The sequence below is a fragment of the Kitasatospora sp. NPDC092948 genome (assembly GCF_044754805.1).
GTDB lineage: Bacteria > Actinomycetota > Actinomycetes > Streptomycetales > Streptomycetaceae > Kitasatospora.
Map to the genome: position 1 here is coordinate 1 of NZ_JBIVPU010000005.1, position 20179 is coordinate 20179.

The 20179-nt window shown below is 72.3% G+C and carries 14 protein-coding genes and 1 pseudogene; 3 read left to right on the forward strand and 12 right to left on the reverse strand.

What is annotated here, in order from left to right; genetic code table 11:
- Window positions 1–60: 60 nt before the first annotated feature.
- Both ACIQF6_RS16985 and ACIQF6_RS16990 read right to left on the reverse strand, forming a co-directional pair.
- On the reverse strand, window positions 61–438 hold the full coding sequence (locus ACIQF6_RS16985; protein WP_400895380.1) for a hypothetical protein: 378 nt from the start codon (window positions 436–438) through the stop codon (window positions 61–63).
- Between the two features lie 656 nt (window positions 439–1094).
- On the reverse strand, window positions 1095–1322 hold the full coding sequence (locus ACIQF6_RS16990) for a hypothetical protein (protein WP_400895382.1): 228 nt from the start codon (window positions 1320–1322) through the stop codon (window positions 1095–1097).
- A 1763-nt stretch (window positions 1323–3085) separates the two neighbouring features.
- On the opposite strand from ACIQF6_RS16990, the gene ACIQF6_RS16995 reads away from it, so the two are divergent.
- Both ACIQF6_RS16995 and ACIQF6_RS17000 read left to right on the forward strand, forming a co-directional pair.
- On the forward strand, window positions 3086–3745 hold the full coding sequence (locus ACIQF6_RS16995; protein WP_400895384.1) for a hypothetical protein: 660 nt from the start codon (window positions 3086–3088) through the stop codon (window positions 3743–3745).
- A gap of 51 nt (window positions 3746–3796) precedes the next feature.
- Window positions 3797–4564 (forward strand): transposase, encoded by a 768-nt coding sequence (locus ACIQF6_RS17000; protein WP_400895388.1) that lies wholly within the window; start codon window positions 3797–3799, stop codon window positions 4562–4564.
- Between the two features lie 66 nt (window positions 4565–4630).
- On the opposite strand, the gene ACIQF6_RS17005 is transcribed toward ACIQF6_RS17000, so the two are convergent.
- Both ACIQF6_RS17005 and ACIQF6_RS17010 read right to left on the reverse strand, forming a co-directional pair.
- The gene (locus tag ACIQF6_RS17005; RefSeq protein WP_400895390.1) at window positions 4631–5158 is read right to left on the reverse strand and encodes a hypothetical protein; all 528 of its coding nucleotides are present in this window, start codon (window positions 5156–5158) and stop codon (window positions 4631–4633) included.
- Window positions 5159–5832: 674 nt separating this feature from the next.
- Window positions 5833–6729, reverse strand: coding sequence for a Fic family protein (locus ACIQF6_RS17010; protein WP_400895393.1), 897 nt, complete (start codon window positions 6727–6729; stop codon window positions 5833–5835).
- A 1019-nt stretch (window positions 6730–7748) separates the two neighbouring features.
- On the opposite strand from ACIQF6_RS17010, the pseudogene ACIQF6_RS17015 reads away from it, so the two are divergent.
- Window positions 7749–7955 (forward strand): annotated as a pseudogene (locus tag ACIQF6_RS17015) (VOC family protein); the annotation flags it as partial.
- A gap of 58 nt (window positions 7956–8013) precedes the next feature.
- Here ACIQF6_RS17015 and ACIQF6_RS17020 read toward each other — a convergent pair.
- The 8 genes from ACIQF6_RS17020 to ACIQF6_RS17055 form a co-directional block, all read right to left on the reverse strand.
- On the reverse strand, window positions 8014–9246 hold the full coding sequence (locus ACIQF6_RS17020) for a hypothetical protein (protein WP_400895394.1): 1233 nt from the start codon (window positions 9244–9246) through the stop codon (window positions 8014–8016).
- A 390-nt stretch (window positions 9247–9636) separates the two neighbouring features.
- On the reverse strand, window positions 9637–11985 hold the full coding sequence (locus ACIQF6_RS17025) for a Helicase associated domain protein (RefSeq protein ID WP_400895396.1): 2349 nt from the start codon (window positions 11983–11985) through the stop codon (window positions 9637–9639).
- An 80-nt stretch (window positions 11986–12065) separates the two neighbouring features.
- A complete protein-coding gene (locus tag ACIQF6_RS17030; RefSeq protein ID WP_400895398.1) occupies window positions 12066–12503 on the reverse strand; it encodes a hypothetical protein in 438 nt (145 codons plus the stop codon).
- A complete protein-coding gene (locus tag ACIQF6_RS17035; RefSeq protein WP_400895400.1) occupies window positions 12500–13207 on the reverse strand; it encodes a helix-turn-helix domain containing protein in 708 nt (235 codons plus the stop codon). Before ACIQF6_RS17035 ends, ACIQF6_RS17030 begins: the two co-directional genes overlap by 4 nt.
- Window positions 13204–15744, reverse strand: a complete 2541-nt coding sequence (locus ACIQF6_RS17040) for a hypothetical protein (protein WP_400895403.1) — start codon at window positions 15742–15744, stop codon at window positions 13204–13206. The genes ACIQF6_RS17035 and ACIQF6_RS17040 overlap by 4 nt, the downstream gene beginning before the upstream one ends.
- Before the next feature lie 7 nt (window positions 15745–15751).
- Complete coding sequence (locus ACIQF6_RS17045; protein WP_400895406.1) at window positions 15752–16084, reverse strand: helix-turn-helix domain-containing protein; 333 nt, start codon at window positions 16082–16084, stop codon at window positions 15752–15754.
- Window positions 16085–17241: 1157 nt separating this feature from the next.
- Complete coding sequence (locus ACIQF6_RS17050) at window positions 17242–17805, reverse strand: hypothetical protein (RefSeq protein ID WP_400895409.1); 564 nt, start codon at window positions 17803–17805, stop codon at window positions 17242–17244.
- A 1671-nt stretch (window positions 17806–19476) separates the two neighbouring features.
- A complete protein-coding gene (locus ACIQF6_RS17055; protein ID WP_400895411.1) occupies window positions 19477–20163 on the reverse strand; it encodes a putative T7SS-secreted protein in 687 nt (228 codons plus the stop codon).
- Window positions 20164–20179: the final 16 nt, after the last annotated feature.

A 20179-nucleotide genomic window follows, 5' to 3' on the forward strand; every position in this document is an offset into this window, starting at 1 on the left:
GACCTGTCGATCGTACCGATCACCGCGACGGGCCCGCCGGCCCTTCGGCAGCGGTCCGGTCTACGACTCTTCCGCAGATCTCAAACGCGGTCTCAGATTGAAGGCTTTCATAATCTGCACTGCCAGGCGATCGGGAAGCGGGCGCTCATCATATAGCAACCCGTTGATCTGATGCAGAGAAACCTGAGTCTCCCTCACGATGGTGAGAATTATATCATTCTTTTCCTTTGGAGACTTCCGTAGAATCCAGGCCCGCAGGGCATCCGATTTCTTCAGTGTTTGAGCTTCTCGAATTCGACGATTTGCACCGTCCTTCAATCCTTCCCGATCCCACCCCGAATACCCTAGCGAAAGGATCTCAAGCCTTCCAATTTCGCGCTCCACCTTGGGCACCTCGCCCGGATGGGCCATAGCCAATAGCTGAAGCCATTTGGTCACGTCGGCAAAATTATCCACACCGCATGCCTGAAGATAGGAAACCAGCAGCAGAACATTGACCGGCCTCGCTCCGGATATGGCCGCAGCAATCGCCGAGTGCGAATACCTGGAGCCTCGAGCGACCTCACGAAGAGAGAGGGACCTGTACTGTCGGAGCGATTCCATGGAAAGTCGAAGGTCAAGAGACGAAGAGGCCCGGTGCGGCGGCGTCATGCTCCCGGTTCGCTGCCAGCGCTTCCAGGTCTTGCCCCACGAGGCTCTGCGCCTGGTCTCCGCAGTGAGATCGCCCAACGGAACAGCAGCATGATTGTTCTTATATCTGATATCCCTGCTCGTCTCCTCCCATCTCCGACGCCACTCCTCAATTTCGCCGCCACATGCCTCGACATAGGCCTTAGTCGTGCGCCATGTCGGAAATCTCATTCCCCCGGCTGCTCCAGATAGCGAGGCGACCGACGCGTCGCACATCTGCGACATCTCAGACAGCGTGAAATTCCCCGAATTCTGACGCAGGACGCGCAGGGCCGCAGCAAAATCAACAACTTTTGGATCCGCCCCGTCGGACGGCAAAGGAACTGTCGGCCTACCCACTTCTCTCCCCAGGAAAGCAAAGACTGCGGGGCTCCTCATGAATGGAGCCCCGCATCATCCGACGGCTAGGCCAAGCGGCGGCGCAAGTCGGCCGCAAGGAGGCCGGCTGCTGCAGCCGCCTGAACGGCTGCAGCGATCGTCCAACCCTTGAGCAGGAGCGCCAGGATGAAGACGATCAGCAGGAGAGCGGAGATCGGCGCGGCTTCGCGCCGAGAAACAGTTCGCCTCTTGCGAGACATATGCACCTCTTGAGTCTTTGGAGCAGCAATGTGCTGCAGGTCGATCCGGACCATGCCTAGGCAGCTGGGCGGTTGGCGCCATCCAGCGGCAGCATCATCGTCCCCGACTCGCCGACGGCCTGTCCATTCGCACTGTACAGAAGGTGAAAAACCAGAAGGCGGTTATTCACAATCTGGACACACCATTCGGGGGTCTGAGCTGAAAAATCCTGATCTCAAGAAAAGTCGCAGGTCAGCGCATCGTTTTTCAGTCCTTGTCTTCTGCTGTACACACGGCAGGCAGCTCCGCTGCCAGGGCGGGCATCATCTCTGCAATGATGAGGAAGCCGCTCTCTTGCGAGTGGCAGCTTGATCGTTTGGCACCTCAGTCTCTGATCCGGACCGTTGCCTCGCACAAGCACGGGAACGCCTGTTGGCGCAGGCTGAACCACGAGGGGCCGATCAACCATCGGTCCCTCTCCGTCTATCTGGTGCACCCCATACGACCCATGACGCCAGGGCGATGCCGAGGGCACCTCGTACCGTCGCTGCGAGTGGCGTCCAGCCGCTCGCTAACGTGGCTGACCATGCCGACATGCTCGCGCCTCACGAAATCAACGGGGCTGCCTTGCCGCAGGGAAGCAGCGGAATGGCCCGGACCCTACGACGGCCTCCCACCCGCAGTCGCGGCCTGCCACGCCCACATGACCCAGAGAGAATGGACGGCCTGCCTAGAGGCTCGCAAACGCCAATCCGCAGAGCTACAGGCACACTGGGCAGCGCAGCGAGCCGAACGCGGGGCTTCGGACGAAGCACCCACTCCTCGACCGTTCCAACCAGTGCGGCAGCCCTGCATAAACCGGTGCGTCTCGCAGGAACAAGCGTGGGGTCGCGACTCAGACAGCGCGTCGTGCCTGTGCGCCCACTGCGATGGCTACGTCTGCCTGTCATGTGGCACCACTGAAGTCGACGGCCTCCTCGAGTTCTGCGCCCCCTGCTCCGCCCGAGAGGAGCTCAGCTACAACGACTACTGGGACAACCACCGCTGGGATACCCCTCCAGAGGACTGGATTCCACCAAGAGATCAGCTGTCCCACCTGGTCAACAAACTCGTCGCCATGACCGGGAGGACACATCGCGAGGTTAACGGGCGGATCAACCGGGCGGCGGGCGTGACCACACGGTCAGGGGCAGACGACCAGGTGCTATATCGCGCAGTTGACGCTGCGCGCGTCTGGCTTCACCAAATCGCCAGATCAGCTGGTCCACCACCCGAACGCTGAATGCGCCATCAGCCCGCACGTCGCAGACCGCCGCCGACACCGAAGACGTCATCGAAGCGATGAGCCTGACGGGTGCTCACCAGGTAGTAGGAGCCGCCGGGGTGCTTGATGGACGGGGGCGCGACGCACCCGATCCCCTGCTCCCGCTCCGCTGCCCCGCAACAGCCTCCGCCGGCCTGCACCGGACCGCGCCGGCTGCTCACCGACGCCCTGACGCCCCACCACCCGGCAGCCGTCCACGGCACGGTGCAGCGCGCCTCGGACACCACCCGCCCCACCGCGTACGTCACGCTCGTCACCGCCGCGCCCAGCACCGACGGGCAGCCGTTCGCCGTCCGGGCTGCGCACCGGCCGGCCCACGCTGCTGCACACGATCCGGTCCGGGCCCGGTACCGGCGGTGGACACCCGGCCGCTGCGGCCAAAGGCGGACGAGGTGCCGCTGTGGCCGAGCACCCAGTGGCCCGAACACCGGGGAACCCACCACCATCGCCCACCCCCGGGGCGGCGCGGACCGGTGTTCGCGCGCCGGGTTCTGGTCCAATCACCTCCTGGCCATGTGCCGGTTCACCTCGGGTGGGACCCGGCCGGCACCCGAGTGGTTCGGTGACGACGGCGCCGACACGGACGCCCTGTCCGAAGTCCTCCTGGACGACCAGGCCTGGCCGGCGTTCCGTATCCCGTTCCAAGGCGGTCACAGCGCTGTCGTCGTCTACCGGAACCTCATCGGTGACTTCGGGATCGACTACGTGCTGACCCAAGCGGATTGGCCTCGGACGGAGGTTCTGTCCAGCTTTGACGGCGACTGGTACGGCCCGGGCCTGTCCTGGCGCGACATCGTGCACATCGCCGAGACGCCGGACCTGACCGCACCCGGCGTGTACGACATTTCGGCCCGATTCCTGCTCCTGCTGCCGCTGCTCGCTGACGACGAGCTGCCGCCGGCAGCGCCAGCACGGGTAAGCGCCGCGCTCACAGCCGTCGGAGCCCCCGAGGACTCTGCCCAGCACACGGCGGACCATCTCCTTCGGAACAGGCGGCCCACAGCCAGGAACCGTGGTGGCGCCGACTCCCCTTTGAGCGGCAGCAGCAACCGGCACACTGAGCCGGACTCGGACGAATCGGCAGTGTTGTGGGCACTCAACCTCACCCGATACCAGAACGATGCCCTCGCCGACGCCCTGGAAAGTAGGCCGCTGCCGACACCAGCTTCTTGAGTGCCACGAGCTGGCTCCCGGAGCAGTGATCACGGCTGGGATGATCTCGCCATGGCTGGTGTGATCACGGCGTCGGAGTCGTCCTGGATATCCCCGTTCACGGGGCTGAGCCCGCGCGACTTCGGCAAGCTGATCACGATGCTGCGGCGAGAGGGCGCTGACATCGTGCGGCCGGGCCGGCCCTGGAGCCTTCCGCTGGAGGACCCGGTCCTGCTGGTCGCGGCCTACTGGCGGACCAACCTGACGCTACGGCAGCTCGCGCCGCTGTTCGGCGTGTCCAAGTCGGCGGCCGATCGGATCATCGACCACGTCGGCCCCCTGCTTGCGCTCAAGCCCCGGCGCCGGTTCCGCAAGGACACCGTGCTGATCGTCGATGGCACCCTCGTCCCCACTCGCGACCACACCATCGCGGAGAAGTCGAAGAACTACAGGTACTCCACCAACCATCAGGTCGTCGTCGACGCTCACACCCGCCTGGTCGTCGCGGTAGGCACCCCGGTCCCGGGCAACCGCAACGACTGCAAGGCATGGGCGGAATCCGGCGCCAAGGCCGCCGTCGGCCGGACCACCACCATCGCCGACGGAGGCTACCCCGGCACCGGTCTCGTGATCCCGCACCGCCGGCCCAAGGGCGGCGAGCTCACCGAATGGCAGACCGAACACAATCGCGACCACAAGCGGGTCCGGGCCCGCGTCGAGCACGTCTTCGCCCGGATGAAGGCATGGAAGATCCTTCGCGACTGCCGTCTCAAGGGCGATGGCGTCCACCACGCCATGCTCGGCATCGCCCGCCTCCACAATCTCCTCCAGGCTGCATAGCCCGGGTCTGCCACCGGTGGACGAGGCTTGCCCAGCCACCGGTGGCGATCAATTACGGGACAGCCCTTAGACGACGACCTCGATCGCCTCCATCGGACGCGCCTGCAAGGTTGTGCCGACCTGGATGTAAGAACCGGTCGCCCAGCCCTGCCAGCCGACGTTGCGCAGGTGCGCGTTGGCCGACACCGTGCCGTTGCCGATCTGGAGCTCGACAGCTTCGATCGCCCGGTTCTGGTGCTGGGTGCCGATGTACAGGTCCTGGCCGTCCGCCACGCAGACCCAGGACTGCCAGCCGACGTCGGAGACGTGAGCACGGGCACACAAGCCCCCCGTGCCGGACGTCGCGAAGTTGAGCATCTCAACCTGCTTGGCCAGGCTGGTGGTGCCGGCCATGGCGCCGTTGCAGGCAACGAAGTTCTGCCAGGCGTCGTCCTGAACGTAGGCCTTGTAGCAGATGGAGCGGCCGCTCAGATTCTGCGCGGCGGTCGCCTGGGCAGTGCCGGAGGTGGCGGCGCCGGCGGAGCCGGCGCCGATCAGCGAACCGCTGACGGCGAGTGCCGCGGCGGCCAGGGTCATGGACAGTGCTTTGCGCATGGGCATGCCTTTCCAGGACGTAACCAGTACGGCGCCTTAACGGGGCCGGCACCGCCGAGATGATTAATGCTGTGCACTCAAACTTGGATAGTCAATCTTTAAAGATGTTGATCCGATCGCCTATCGTATGGATATTTTCCGTAAAGTCCGTAATTGATCCGGTGGAATTCTGGTCGCCAGGAGATCAATTTGGCTTGATCCGATGGACGGCAAGCACGCCGGAGCACCGTAGACACCGACGACCAGCCCGGCCCGCCCGGGCGGCCGCGACCTCCGCGGCCCGAAAGCGGCCGAACCGGGACGAGCTCCTCCTCCGCCCGGGCACCGGGCACACGCCCGGCCCCCTGCTCCCCACCGGCGACAGCGGCGACGTCGACCCGGCCGCCGCGCGGCAGCCCAGCCCGTCCGGCTGCACACGGTCGAGGCACCGGCGACGACGGCGACAGCGACGGCGACGGCCACCGAACCACTCGGCCCGCCGACCGACCACCCGAACCCCCAGACCCCCAGACCCGCAAAGCGGCCGAGACGGCGCCGAAGCAGCCGCCCGCCGCCGAGGGCACCGGATCGGGGTTTGACCTTTGACAGGTGACCTTGACCGATTGACATGTGAGTTCGACCGGCCGGGCCAGGGCGCTCCCCGCGGTCGTCGGCCGGATCTCACAGCCGTCCCGCTACCCCTGCGGGGGAAGAGCCGAGTTGCGGCGGGTCTCCTTGATGTGGCTGTCGATGTACCGGGCGAGGATCAGGCCGTCCTGCGGATCGTCGGCCTGGAAGGAGATGCGCCGGAGCAGCAGGACGTCGTCGAGCGTGATGCCTTCGCGGGCCAGGACGAAGACGAGGGCGAGGAAGGCGGCGCGGGCGTTGCCGTCGTCGAAGGGGTGGAAGAAGCAGACGTCGAGGTAGGCGCGGGCGGCGCGGGCGGCGCGGGCGGTGATGGGCAGGGGGTTGTCGTCGGGGTGGGAGGCGCTTTCGGCCAGGCAGGAATCCATCAGGGCACGGGTGTCCGGGCCGATGCCGTAGCGTTCCCGGCCTTCTTTCGCGAACGCGGGCGCGCTGCGGAACGGTGGCGGCTGAGCGGTGTCCAGGACGTGCCGCTGCCATCCGCGGAGAAGTTCGAAGTCGAGTGCGGCACCGCGCGCGGCGCCGTCCCGAGCCAGGCCGAGTGCGGCGAGCATGCCCTGGGCGCGAGCGGGGTCCACCGCGTGGTCGAAGGCGCGGATGTCCTCGGCCGCGCCGTCCCGCGCCGCGGTCACTGGTCGACCGTCGTCGGCGGGGCACTCCTGCCAGGGCACAGTCGCACGCGTGGCGAGCCAGCTCTGCAGGTGGTCCCGAAGGGGCGGGTCGGAGCGCACCCCGTGGTCCGGCCGCAGCGACATCGAGAGCCGCTCGGCGATGTCCTCGACCAGTAGCACGTCGGGGGCCGTCCAGCTCTTGAACCGCCCGCCGATCGCCTGCTCCACCATGGCTTGTGCGACCGGCGGCTCGACTCCCCAGCGGGCGAGGACCCAGACGAGCACCTGGTGGCAGTGCCCGTACCAGCCGCTGCCGCCCCCCGTACGGTCGGCCACCTGCAGGACCAGATGGCGAACCGCGCGCTCCCACAGGATCCGCTGCCCCCGACCGAGACGAGCCCCAGCGGATACCCCTCGAACCGCCCGGCAAGACTCTCCAACCACGCACGCCACTCGGACAACGCAACAACGACCCGCACCGGCGTCTCCTGCGCCGTGGTGATCGAGTCCCTGGGACAGCACCAGCTCCCCACCGGCCCGCCGTCGAAGTCGCCCTCGTCGTGTGCCCAGCGCCAGCCCACGGCCCAGCGGCCGTAGTGCTCGACGAGGGCGTGGGACATCGCGTCGGCCCACGGCCTGCCCTCCCCGTAGCTCCACGCGGTCATCGCCCGATCGGCCAAGGAGAGGTCGGGGCGCGGGGGTACGCGCGAGGCCGGCCCGAGAGAACGCACCACTTCCAGTGCGGCGGCGGCGTCGAAGGGATGCCGGGCAGGATCTACGTCCTCCCAGCTCAGGTGGCCGGGGGCCAGCTCATGGATCACCGCGCAAGCCTGCCGCCCGCCCGCTCTCCCCTCAAGCCGTTTTCCGTGGACGCGGCCCCCGGGCAGGCCCGGTGATGCGCGGGCCGGCACGGCGGCAGCCGACACCCCCCGTCCCCCGTCAAGATCAGGCGGCAGAAACCCGGCACCTGTCAGGATCGGGCGACAACCGGTCAAGGCCGCCTGTCGAAGGACACCGCAGTCGGCAGGTTGTCCCAGCTCCGTCCCAGGTGCAGGACGAAACGCCGTCACCGGGGGAAATGACCTGGGACCGCCCCAGCAAAACGGACATTCCGGATGTGCTGGGGCGCCGGTGGGACAGCGCTGGGACAGGGTTGTCCCAGCACTGTCCCAGGCCGCGATCGGGCGCGGCGGCCGGGGTGCCGGGCAGGCCGGCGGCGCCGGTTGCACAGCGGGTCCGGCCCCGTCCCCGAGCGCCGGCACGGGAAAAGGGCCGGCGCTCGGGCAGGGCGGCCGTCCGCGTCGGCGGGCAGGTCCAGCAGCGGCTTGTAGCCGGCCGCGTCGTCGGTGACGAGCCGCCCGACGATCATCCTCGGCCGCAGGGACGAGCCGGAGAAGAGCAAGCCCCGACCGCACATCGACGTCAACCCCACCGACCACGACACGGACGCCGAACTCGAACGCCTCATGGCGCTCGGCGCCCGCCCGGGGGAGTCCTCGCACCTCCCGGCCGACCAGGAGGGCAACGGGTTCTGTCCGCTTGAGGCCCGCCCCGACCCGCTCCGGCCGGCCTGCTGCTCCTACCAGTTCGCCGGGCGACGGCCGCGGGGGCCGTCGCAGGTCACCAGGTGATGAGGACGTACCCGGGGCCCCCGTCGAGGCCGCTGGCGCCGACGTTCCCGGCGTCGCCGGCGAAGCCCGCCTCGCTCGCGGGGTTGGGGGAGGGCGCGCCGCCGTGGCCGCTCATGCCGCCCGTACCGCCGTTGCCGCCCTGCCCGCCGGATCCGCCGACGCCGGCCCCGGCGGGCAGAGCGGCCACCGCTTTGCCGGGCGCACCGCCTGTACCGCCTCTGCCGCCCTCGCCCCCCTGCCCGCCCTCGCCCCCCTGCCCGCCGTAGCCGCCGTACCCCGCCTTTCCGGGCTCGCCGGGGCCACCGGTGACACCCGGCTCCCCGTTTTCACCCGGGCTGCCGGAGCTGCCGGCCAGGCCGGCGCTCTGGGCGAGGGCAGTCCCGCCGTCACAGGTGGCGGCGGGGCCGCCCGCGCCGCCCGCGCCGCCCGCGCCGCCGTTCCGCGAGGCGCCGCCCGGGCCCCCGGCGCCGCCCTTCGCCCCGCTCCCGCGCCCGCCCTGCCCGCCTCCGCCGCCGCCTTCCCCGGGCGAGGACGACATCCCTGGAGCACCGCCGCCGGCGCCGACGAAGAAGTCGCCGCCAGTGACGGCCGTCTGCCCGGGGGCGCTGCCACTGCCGCCAGTCGAACCGCCGCTTCCCGCGCGGCCGGGCGTGCTGGGCTGCAGCCCGTTGTCGGCGCGGCCTCCCGCACCGCCGGCCCCACCCGCGCCGCCACCCGCGCCGGCGCCGCGCGCACCGCTGCCCACCTGCACGGCGAGCATGGTCGTACCGAGGACCGGCACCGGGACCCTGCACACCACGAAGGCCCCTCCACCACCGCCCCCTCCACCACCGGCCCCGTTTCCGCCGCCCCCCGCGCCTCCGCCACCGCCGCCGGCCGGGCCGGTGACATAGCTGCCCCCGCCGCCGCCTCCCCCGCCGCCACCACCGCCAGAACCCGGGCCACCGAAGCCGCCGGGGCCCAGGGCGTAGACCGTCAGCTCGCTCACCCCCTCCGGGACGGTGAACAGGTACTGGCCCGGCTGGGTGTACACCTCGCTGCCGCCCGCCCGAGGACCGGCCGGGCCGGCCGGACGCCCCCGCTCCTGGCCGCCGGGGCCCCGGCGGGGCGCCTGGGCAGCGAACGCCGTCGGCGTGGTGAGGGCGAGGACCAGCGCGGCGGCGCAGGCCACACCGGTGGCCGCCTGCGCGCGGCGCGCGGCCGGATCATGGACAGGGATCACCGGACGAACACCTCTCCTGAGAAACGTGACATGCAGTGGCGCCCACACGCGCACCGGAGCGAACGAACTGTCGAGCACTTCGCCAGCATGCGCACCAATATGTGGTCCCCCACCCCGCCGCGCCACTCCGCGCTCGCCCCGGACGCCCGCCGCGCCCACCCCGGCAAGCCGACGGTCGGAGTCGCAACGGTGCGCGCGAGACCGGGCTGCCCGGAGCCGACCAGCCGACCTACACATCGCCGTGCCTGAACTGCGGGCCGGAACAGAGCCGAGCCATGGAAGTCGCAGCCCGCAGGACCGGGGCATTGCCGCGAGTGGGAAGCACTCGTCGTGCTGGTCTTCGTCCACGGCGAGTTCCCCCTTCGCTTCATGTCGCTCGGGGCGGCGGCGTCAGCTCCGGAGGGCTTCAAGGAGGACGGTCTGCCGGGAGGTGAGCTTGCCTTCGGTGCGGGCCTTTGCCTGCTTGCGCAGCCAGGTGCCGGGGCGGAACGCGGGGTCGTCGCCGAGGCCGGTGCGGTTGACGGGGCCGTCGAGGGCGCCGCCGGCGGCAAGGTAGGCGAGCAGGCGGCGGTAGGAGCGGTTCCAGTCCGGCTCCAGCCGCCACAGCTCGTCCAACACGTCCAGCTTGGCGACCTGGTCCGCGGTGAGATTCTCGGCCTTGCGCTGGCGGCGCATCCACGCGCCCACCGCGTAGTCGTCGAGCTTGGCGGTCGCGGGGATGGCGAGGTGGCCGTGCCGGCGGTGGAACGCGGCGGCGTGGGCGTAGCCGCGCTCCCAGGCGCCCGCGTTCTTCGACCAGATCATGCCGAGTGCGTCCAGTTCCGAGACGCGGGCCGGGTCGAGCAGGCCCTGGCCGTTCAGGTGGCGCTGGCGGGCGAGCCAGGAGATCAGCTCCGCGTGCTTCGTCCTGTCTGTGGGGTCGAGGTGGCCGTGCTGGAGGTGGAACGCGGTGGCGACGGCGTGCATCCGCTGCCACTCGGTCGCACGCGGGTTGAACGCGCGGAGCTTGACGGTCTGCAGGATCTGTGCGGCGTGCTGCCGTGCGTTGATCTTGAGCCACTCGATCGGCGACTCGGCCGGGGCCGGCTGCTGCCCGCTCTCCCCGGCCTCGGTGGCAGCTGTGGTCGTGGTGGTGTGCGCGGCGCCCTGCGAGCGGGAGGCGCGCAGCTCGGTGATCCGGCCGACCACCCGCGCGTCGTGCGCCGCGAGCGCGCGCAGGACCCGCCAGATGGTGCGGAACGAGGAGGCCTCGATCTCGGTGTCGGCCTCGGCCTTCACGGCCTCGCCAGCGTCGTGGACCTCGGACGGGTCCGCGGCCGCCGTGTCGTCGCCGACCTCCGGCGTCGGGAGGTAGACCGGGATGACGACCCAGGAGACCTTGCCCTGCCGGTAGGACTGGCGCAGCGCACGGCCGACGGCCTGAACGATGTCGATGACCGAGGACTTGGGGTCCGCGAAGCAGATGGCGTCGACGGCGGCGACGTCGATTCCTTCCGTCAGGAGGCGGCTGTTGCAGAGGATGCCGCACTCCTCGCCGTCCTCGCCGGTGTGGGCCTTGAACTCGGTGAAGGCGGCGCGGCGGTCCTTGAGGCGGTCGGCGCCGGCGACCGCCTTCGCCCAGATCCGCTCCGGGCGCTCCGCGTCGGGCAGCAGTTCCGCGGTTTCCAGCAGGGTGTCGGCGAACTCCCGTGCCGCGGACACCCGGGAGTGGAAGGTGATGACGCGGCGCAGTGCGAGGTCGGCGATCGCGCGCAGCACGGCGATCTGCAACGCGAGGCGCAGCAGTTCCTCGTTGGTGCGCTGGGCGCGCAGGTCGGCGACGGCGGGGAGGTTGAGCAGCTCGCGCAGGTCCTCGTCGGTGACGACCGGGACGAGGACGCGGTAGTCGGCGAGGTAGCCGTGCTCGATGCCCTGTCCGAGGGTCCAGGTGAACACGGTCTTGCCGTAGATCGTCTCGTCGTCCATCGAGCAGAGCGCCGGCAGGGCCTGGCGGTCGCTGTCCGGGGCGGTGCCGGCGGGGGCGAGGTCGGCCAGGCCGTCCTTCGCGCGCCGGTCGTCCGCGATCCGCGGGGTGGCGGTGAAGTACAGCCGGCGCGCGGCGGGGACCTGGTCGTCGTCGTGGACCGCCGCCCAGGCCTTGCCGTCCGAGCCGGCGGTGCGGTGGGCCTCGTCGATGATCACGAGGTCCCAGGCGGGCAGGCCGAACTGCCGGTGGGCCTGGACGATGCGCTCCAGCGAGGCGTAGGTGGCGTACACCGTCACCGGCTCGCCCGCCTTCTCCTTGGCGACGAGGTCGGTGATCCGGGCGGCCTGGGTGGTCACCTCGGCGTGGATCCGTCCGCCGGCCTCCGCGCTCTCCAGCGCCTCCTCCCTCGAACACGCCGCCACCGCCAGCCCCCGGCGCCCGCCCCGCAGCGACCAGGCTTCGGCGGTCTGCTCCAGCAGCTCGATCGTCGGCACCAGGACCAGCACCCGGCCCCGAGCGGCCAGACGGCGGGCGCAGCCGGCCGCGATCAGGGTCTTGCCGGAGCCGGTCGCCGCGACCACCGTGGCGCGGCCGCCGTCCCTCACCTCACGCACCGCGGCCGCCACCGCGTCCTTCTGGAACCCGTGCAACGGCAGCGGGTTCACCGCGGCGGTGGTGGTGACGGCGGGCGGCTGTGCCGGGAGCTGCGGCACGGCCCGGGCACGCCGGACGGCCGGCGCGTCCCGGTCGACGGTGGCGGAGGCGGTCTCCACGGTGGTGCTTCTCCTTCGTCGGCCGGGCGGTGCGGGGTGGCCGGGCGGCGGGCAGGCGGGTCGGCGGGCCGGGGCTTTGTTCAGTCGGGGTAGGCGTAGCGGTTGAGGGCGTCGATCAGGCTCTCGACCAGGTCTCCGAACTGGGTGATCTCCCAGTCGGCCTCGAAGCCGTCTCCGCTGAGGAGCAGGTCGGCGAGCTCGTCGGTCAGCTCCTGGGCGTCCGTTTCGGTGGGCGGGGCGGCCGCGTCGAGGACGACGCCGCGTGCCTGGGCGGCCCGGCGCAGCAGGGTGAGTTTGTCGTCGGTGCCGGTGAGCCAGGTCGGGCGGTCGGGGTCGGGTGTCCCGGGTTCGCATGTGGGTGTGGTGGGGGGCCGGCGGGTTGTGCCGGGTGGGGTGCGGGGGTTTCGGGCGGTCCGGCCGGTGGTGTGGCCGTTGTCCTTCGGTTCGGCGGTCTGGCGGCGCGGCTCTCTGTGCTCAGCGGGGCCGGGGCGGTGGTGGGGGGTCTGTTCGGGGCTCACTGGTTCTCCTCGGGGATCCAGCCGCGGACTTCGAGGTAGGCGATGTCGGCGTCCTGGACGGCGCGGCCGGTCTCCACCAGCCATTCGCGCATCGCCTCGGTGACGTCGCCGTGGTGGTCGGCGACCCGCCGGGACCACTCGGCGGCGTCGAAGCCGCCCGTGCTGGCGGAGCCGTAGGTGCGCTCCTCGGTGCCGTCGGAGCGGGGTACGAAGCCGCGGCGGATGCCGCCGGAGTCCTTCTCCGAGCCCGCGCTGTGGACGTACTGGTCGGCTTTCATCCGGACGGTGAAGGCGAGGCGGCCGCCCGCCTGGCCGGTGGCGTGGACGACCGGGGCGAGGTGGCTCGCGCCGGACCTGATGGCCTGTCGTCCGGCGCGGCCGGCCATCGACGCGCCCGCCTCGCCGACGGTGTCCTTGCCGCGCACCCGCGCTTTCTGGCCGGTCCTGGTGCGGCGGCGGCTGGTGTTCGCCCCGGCGATGGAGGACAGCGTCTCGGTGTCGCGTTCGCCGCCGCGTACCGCGCGGACCAGCTGGCGCAGTGCGGCGACCATGCTCGCGCCTTTGCCCTTGGTGAAGAACTGGGAGATCAGGGAGGCGTCGCGGCCGAGCATCTTGGCGATCTGGCGTTTGGTGTAGCCGTGGTCGATGAGTTCCTGGGTGAGGCGGGCGGCTTCGTTCGGCTGGTTCGGGTCGGCCGGGCTCACCGGTCGGTCCCGTTCTCGGTGGCGGTGAGTTCGGCGCGGCCCAGGGCGCGCAGCTTCAGGTACTGCTCCTGGGTGGCGGGGTGCTGGACGGGGCCGGTGAGGTGGCCCTTGAAGAGGTAGTCGCCCGGCTCTCCCCGGTAGGGCCACATCTGGCGCTCGGTCAGGGCGATGCCGTCGGTGCCGAAGTAGACGACGGTGCCGGGCCTGGCGTGGAGGGCGCCGGCGTGGCCGATGATCTCTTTGCCCTGGCGGTATTTCATGTCCAGCAGGGCGGCGCGGGCGCCGGACCACACGTAGGCGGCCCACTCGGGGTGGGCGTAGGGGTCGCGGGAGAAGCCGGCCCGGCGCTGCCAGGTGACCACCGTGTCGTCCTGGCCGAGGATCTCCGCCCCGGCGGGGAGCGCCTCGCCGATGGGGGTGGTGCCGGAGACCAGGCGCGGGCGCTGGGCGAAGCCGCCGAGGCCGAACAGCAGCACGGAGCGGACGGCGCGGGACGCGAGGTAGGCCGCTGTGCGCTGGCGCTCGTCGCCGTGCAGCTTGGAGAGGTTGGTCAGGTCCGCCCACGCGGCTTTGAGGCGCTTGCCCCATTCGTCGAGGGGCTTGCCGTCCTCGAACAGTAGGCCGCCGAGGATCTCGACCTTCCACGGTGCGATGTGGTTGGCGAGGGCGAGGTGGACCTCCGCGCCGCCCGCCCAGGTGGTGAAGGTGGCGCCGGGCGCGGCCGGGTAGGTCCAGGCGCGGTCGCCGGTGACGGGGGCCGGCAGCAGGCCGACGTGCTGCCAGCCGGCCGGGACGGTCACGCGGACGTTCCAGTGCGAGCAGGACATCAGCGCCTTGGTCTGCTCCTGCTCGGTCATCGCGGCGAACGCGGCGGCGGTGATCCGGCGCGGCACGCCGACCGGCGACTTCCACAGGTGCTTGGCGTAGGCGAAGGTCCGGTCGTACTCGACCAGGGCGGGCAGCTGCTCCGGGACGCGCGGCGGCAGGACCAGCTCGGTGCGGCCCTGGCCGCCGGTCGCGTGCAGCAGCCCCCGGAGTTCCTCGGACAGCACCGGGTAGCCGCCGGCCCACTTGCCCGTCGTCGGGATCGTGCGCGACCACAGGTCCCGGCCGGTCTGCGACGGCGAGCCCATCAGCACCGCGTCGTCCCAGTGCCGGCGCAGCGCCTGCCACAGCAGCGTGAACGCCTGACGGCAGGTCACGACGTCCGCGCCGTCCGGATCGAACCACTCCCCCATGCTCCGGACCTCCGTGACCGGCCCGTCCGGCGCGCTCGCGGGGGCGTAGCGGCCGACGGGCTGGCGCTGGTGGACGAAGTGCCCGGCGAGCCTGTCCCGGCCGGCGCCGACGGCGGTCGTCCACCGCTCGGACGGGGTGTTCAGCCACGCGGCGACGGCGTCCTTGAGCGTGGGGTACCGCTCGGCACCGTCGTGCCAGGGCGCGCCGGCGGTGATGTAGACCCGCTCCGTACCGGGCGCGGCGGCCAGGACGGCGTCCAGGATCTCCCCGGGCGTGCGGGCGCCGAGGCCGAGACGCACCACGCGGTCGCGCACGGCGAGGTCGCCGGTCGCGGCGTCCAGGAACACCGTCGCGCGGGCCTGCTGGACGAAGTTCGGGCGCTTGGAGACCAGGCCCGTGGTCACCGCCTCGAACCGTACGGCGGCCGGGCCCTCCGGGAGGGCGGGCAGCTCACGCGGACCGGCCTCGACCACCGGACGCGGCACGGCAGCGACCGGAGCGACCGGGACGACCGAAGCCACCGGGGCGACCGGGACAGTCGGAGCGGCCGGAGCGGCCGGGACAGTCGGGACGGATGGCGCAGCAGCGGGGGTGGCCGGGGCCGGCCGCGCGACGACGGGGGCCGGGACGACCGCGACCACGGACGGCACCTCGGCCAACGGGACGACCGGGGGCTGCTCGACCACGTCCTGCTCCCCGGCCCCGACCGGCACCTCGACGGCCGTCCCGGCCGAGACCGGCTGCTCGAGGACCGGCACCGGGCGGGTCAGCGACGGCGCGACCACGACAGCGGGCCCATCGGCCGACTCCGTCCCTGACGCGGGCGCGGCGGCAACGGCAGCAGCAACGGCATCAGCATCCGCATCCGCCCGGTCGTCGGCCCGGGCGGCGCGGACGGCCGCCGGGGCCGGCTGCTCGGGCACGGGCGCCGGGCGGGCCAGCGACAGCGCGACCACGACAGCGGGCCCATCGGCCAACTCGGCCTCCGGGACCGGGACATGAGTAGCGGCATCGGCATCGGCCCGGTCGTCGGCCCGGGCGGCGCGGACGGCCGCCGGGGTCGGGTCCAGCAGCGGGGCGATCCGCACCACGTCGCCGACCGACAGCCCGGAGGCCTTCGCGACCGCCGCGGCCTGGGCGCCCTCGTACCCCGCGAGCCCGGCCACCTTGCGCGCGCGCTGGGCGGTGAGCCTGTCCAGCTCCTTCTGCGCGGCGGCGACGGTCTTCTCGGCGGCCGTGATCCCGGCGCGCAGCTCGCGCAGGCCGGCGAGCTGGGCGGTGTACGTCTTGCGGTCCATCAGCGGGTCACTCCCCCTCGTCGGCGGGCTGGTCGGCGGTGGTGTGGGGGCGGGCTTGGCGGGCGAGGGTGAGCCAGCCGTCCGGGCCCCGGGTGCCGTGGATGTCGGCCAGGCCCGCGAGCAGGAACGCGTAGGCGCCGCGTTTGGGCGCGCGGGGCCGGGCGGCGCCGCTCTCCCACTTCGCGAACGTCTCCCGCCGGGTGCTCAGGGCCTCGGCCACCTCGACCTGGGTCAGGCCCGCGGCCTTGCGCAGCCGCTCCCGCTCGGCCGGCTCCGGCAGGTCCCCGCCGTCCCTCGCCCTGGCCAGCAGCGCGTCGACCGCCGCGAAAATCTCAGACACCACACACCTCCCAACAGGGAAGTCAGCATAGAACACCGCTGGAAGTACAACATTTTCGGCCGCACAGGCATCTCACTCATGGCCGCATGCGTGCGGCGGGGCGCCGTGGTTCGCGAGCGGCGCGCGACAGCCCGCGACCGGCCGGGCCGAGGAACCCACGAAGACCGGCCCGGGGATTTCCCGCCACCGCGGCAAGGACACGGCCCCGGGCCGGCCGGCACGGCGCGACGGCCGTGCGCGCGCCCTCGCCCCGGATGAAGGGCCGGAGCGAGGGTTCCCGCGGCCGCGTTCAGAGGCCGGCCCCGTCCGTTGCAGCGGCGGGTCCGGCCCGGCCCGGGACGCGCGGTGCGAGGCAGCGCTCCCGGCCGGCGGGGTGCTCGACGGGGCCGGTGAGGCGGCCCCTTTGAGGAGGCCGGTCGCCGGTCCCGCCGCGGCAGAGCCGCATCCGCCGCCCGGTCGGGACGACGCCGCCGGTCCGAAGCAGACGACCATGCCGGGCCGGGCCGGGCGTACCGTGCCGGGCCTGGCGTACAGGGCGCCGGCACGGCCGACGACGTCCCTGCCCCGGCGGTACGTCACGTCCCACAGCGCCACCCGCCCACCCCGACCGCACGCGGGCGACCCACTCGAGGAGCGCGCAGGGGTCGCGGGAGAACCCGGACCTGCCGCTGCCCGGACACCGCACCGGCCACGGCCTCGCGCCGGACACGGCCGCGGGAGAACCCGATGCGTCCTCTGACGCCCGGCGCCGCCGGGCGATCGGGGCCGAACTCGAACGGGTCGAGGAGAGCGCCGCCTTCGGCTCGCAGGGCCGGTTCGAGCAGGCCGAGCAGTGGGGTGCGGTCAGCCTTGCCCCCCGGGTCTGCCCGGTGCTGTCCGGGGCGTTCCAGGAGACCCACGGCGCACAGGTCAACCACTGACTGCTGACTGCTGATCGGTACGCACCGTGCAGGTGTCCGGGGGTTCGCCGGGCGAGTTCGGCGCGTACGGGGCGTCAGCGGCGGGTTTTGCCGCGGCAGGTCCACGGGGCTCCGACCGGTCGGCTCGACAGGTGCTGCCGGCAGGGCCGCGCGGGCGCCCGACGAGGCCGTGGGCGGGGGCGCCCGACGGAGCGGCGGCCTTCAGACCGTCAAACGCCCGCCGTCAGACGCCTGCCGTCAGGCCGTGGCGAGGAGCCGAGTGGCCAGGAGCCCGAGCACGGCCGCCGCGCCGGGCAGGCAGACCGCCAGCAGCAGATCGACGCAGCCGCGCACCACGCGCCGGGGCCCGGAGCGGGCCGCCAGGCCCAGGCGGACCGCCGCATGGCGGGAGACCCGTGCCGTCGCGGTGGCCGGTCCGCCGGCTTCCGGCCGGCCGCCCGGGTGCGGCGGCGCGAGGAGGGCGGCGACACGCGCGAGGACCTCCGGCTCGTCGACCCGCAGCGAAACCCCCCGCGCGTCGGTGAGCCAGAGCTTGTCCCATCCTCGGTAACGACCGGGGAAGCGGCAGCGCCGTATCCGCACCAGGGCCGTGAGGTCGAGGGTCCGCACACCGGTCGGCGTCCGGGCGGTGACCCAGTGCAGACCGGGGCCGTGGCTGACACTGCGACCCGCGACGTGCCGGGAATCGAGGAGCACCGCACCGGCCAGACCGGCTAGCGCCCCGGCGAACTGAGCGCCGCCATGGGCCGCGCCGGCGCGTTCCAGCAGCGCGGGAACGACGACGCCCGACACGGTGGCCACCCCCAGGACGGCACAGCCGATCCGGAGCCGGCGCCTGCTCACCCCGGCCGGAACCCCACAGGGCCCGGCCGCGGCGAGCAGAGCCGCCGCGCGCCGGTCGGGCCCTACGGCCACCGTCCCCCGCCGCCCCGGCTGCGGCTTCCTCCGCCTCTTCCTGCCCGCCACGGAACCCCCTCACCCACGTTCCCCCTGCGATCACCAACGTAGCCCTCCCCTCCTCCCAACCCGCCTCCGTCCCCGGAAAAACCGACCCGCCAGGCCGGCCGGACCCGAACGGCGCACCCGACACGCCGCGACCGAAACCACGCCCCCGACCGGACGCCGCGACCGAAACCACACTCCCGGCCAGGCGGTGCGGCGGGGAAGAGAGCGATCGACGGCGCAGAGCTGCGGGGTGTCATCGGGCCGGCGAGCCCAACAGTGTCGCGTTCCCGGGCAGTCACAGCACCAAGGGCCCATCGGCCGAGCGAGGTCGCGGGGCGTCGCACCGCCCAGTACGAATCCCCGTCCGGCCGTCATCGACTCACCGCGCACACGAACAGAGGACATGCAAAGGGAGGGACAGCAGGCGGAAACCGACCACCACAACCTCCCGGCCCGGCCGGCCGGAGCCGCGCGAAGCCAACGACGGCAACCCGGAACACCCCACGACCGTACGGGAGTTGGCCCGCGCAACACTCCTGGCCGCCGCGACCACGACCACGACCACGACCCAATCGACCCACCGCCCGGAAGCCGCCGGTCGGCTGCGACGGACCCACGACGGCGGCCCAGGCCACCCAAAAACCCGGAAGCCGGAGCCGCCGCGGCCCGGAAACCGGGCACCAGTCACATACACGCCACAGCACCCGCCCGACCCCGTACACACCCGACATTCCTGACCGACCGCCGCGCACAGGACCTACACGCACGGACCGTCCGGCCTCACCCCGAAGATCACCCACCGCTCCGCCAACGGCCCCGAGGGGGCGCCGTGCGGCCGGACCGCCCGGTCCACCACGCCCGCAGCAGGCCCGATCGCGGACGGCAGGCAGCGAGTTGAACGCCGTGTCGCCCACCACAACCACCCTGCCGAGGTCATAGCCGTCCGGCGCCACGTCCGACCCGGCCACCGCCAAACCCGCGCCGACGACCATCACCTTGACCGACGGCCCGTTCACAGACTTCACCAGCGCGCCCGAGGCAACGACACCGGAACGGGACAGCCACCCGGCGAGGCCGGGCACGGGTACGGGTACGGGTCGGCACGGCCGCCGCCGGGCCCCGCCGCCGGACCGCAGCGGAGTCACGCCAACACAGTCGGTACCCCCGCCCCGGTGGTGCGGCCCGAGGGAGCCGCCCGCCCGGAGGCCTGAACTCGCCCAGCAGCAAGGGCCGACACAACGGCGGACACCCCCGTTCCGGGCAGCGCCGCCTTCCGCCGACACGTCGGCGTGACCCTGGCACCGCGAATCCGCTGCCCGTACACCCCGCCCGCAGGGTGTAGGCGATGCCGTCGTGGCCGGTGGCCAGGGCGACGGCGGAGCGGTCCGTCAAACAAAGCGGAGAGGCACCGGAAGGACGGCCGGTGGCCGGGTCGAACACCCCGATCTCCCAGCCGACAGCCGCCACCTGGTGACCCGCGCAGGTCGGACCATTGCCCCGGGCGATCAGATACACGGGGTCGGCCGTTCACGGGAAGGCCCACCGGGCCCGCCACCCCTGCCCGGCGAGCAGCGCGAGCCGCTCCGCACGGCCGGCGTCCCGCCCGTCCGCCCCCGGATCGGAGAACTCGCCCGGCCGGGCCGGCCCCGTCGGGCTCTGCCCGCGCCCCACCGCCTCGTTGTACACGTGGACGTCCCGGTTGTACGCCTCGACCTGCCCCTTGTACCGCGCCCACGCGTCCTTGCTGGCCTGCCGGGACTCCCGGAACACCTCGACCTCCCGCTGCGCCTGGCCCTGCGCCCACTCCACGGTCGACGCCAGCGCGTTCAGCGCCGCGTCCGCGCACGCCTTGCCGGTGACCAGCCACTGCATCGGACAGTCACCGAACCGGCGGCGGAACGCATCGGCCGCCTGCCCCTGCCAGTGCTCGGAATCCATCCGGCCCAGACCCTCGCCCGTGGTCTCGAACGCCGCCGCGAACTTCCGCAGGTGCCCGACCGTCTCACCGAGCGTCCTGACGTCGCCGTGCACCAACTCCTTCGGGCCGTCGGACTCACCGAGGTTGCGCTCGCCGACCGCCGCCCCGAGATCGTCCGCGACCCCGTCGCCCCACTTCTCGACCGCATGACCCCAGCCGTCCAGACCGACGGCCTCCAGCGTCCCGCCCACAGCACGCGCGCCGTGATCGACGACCTTCCCGACGAACGACGACACCCCCCGATCAAACCCA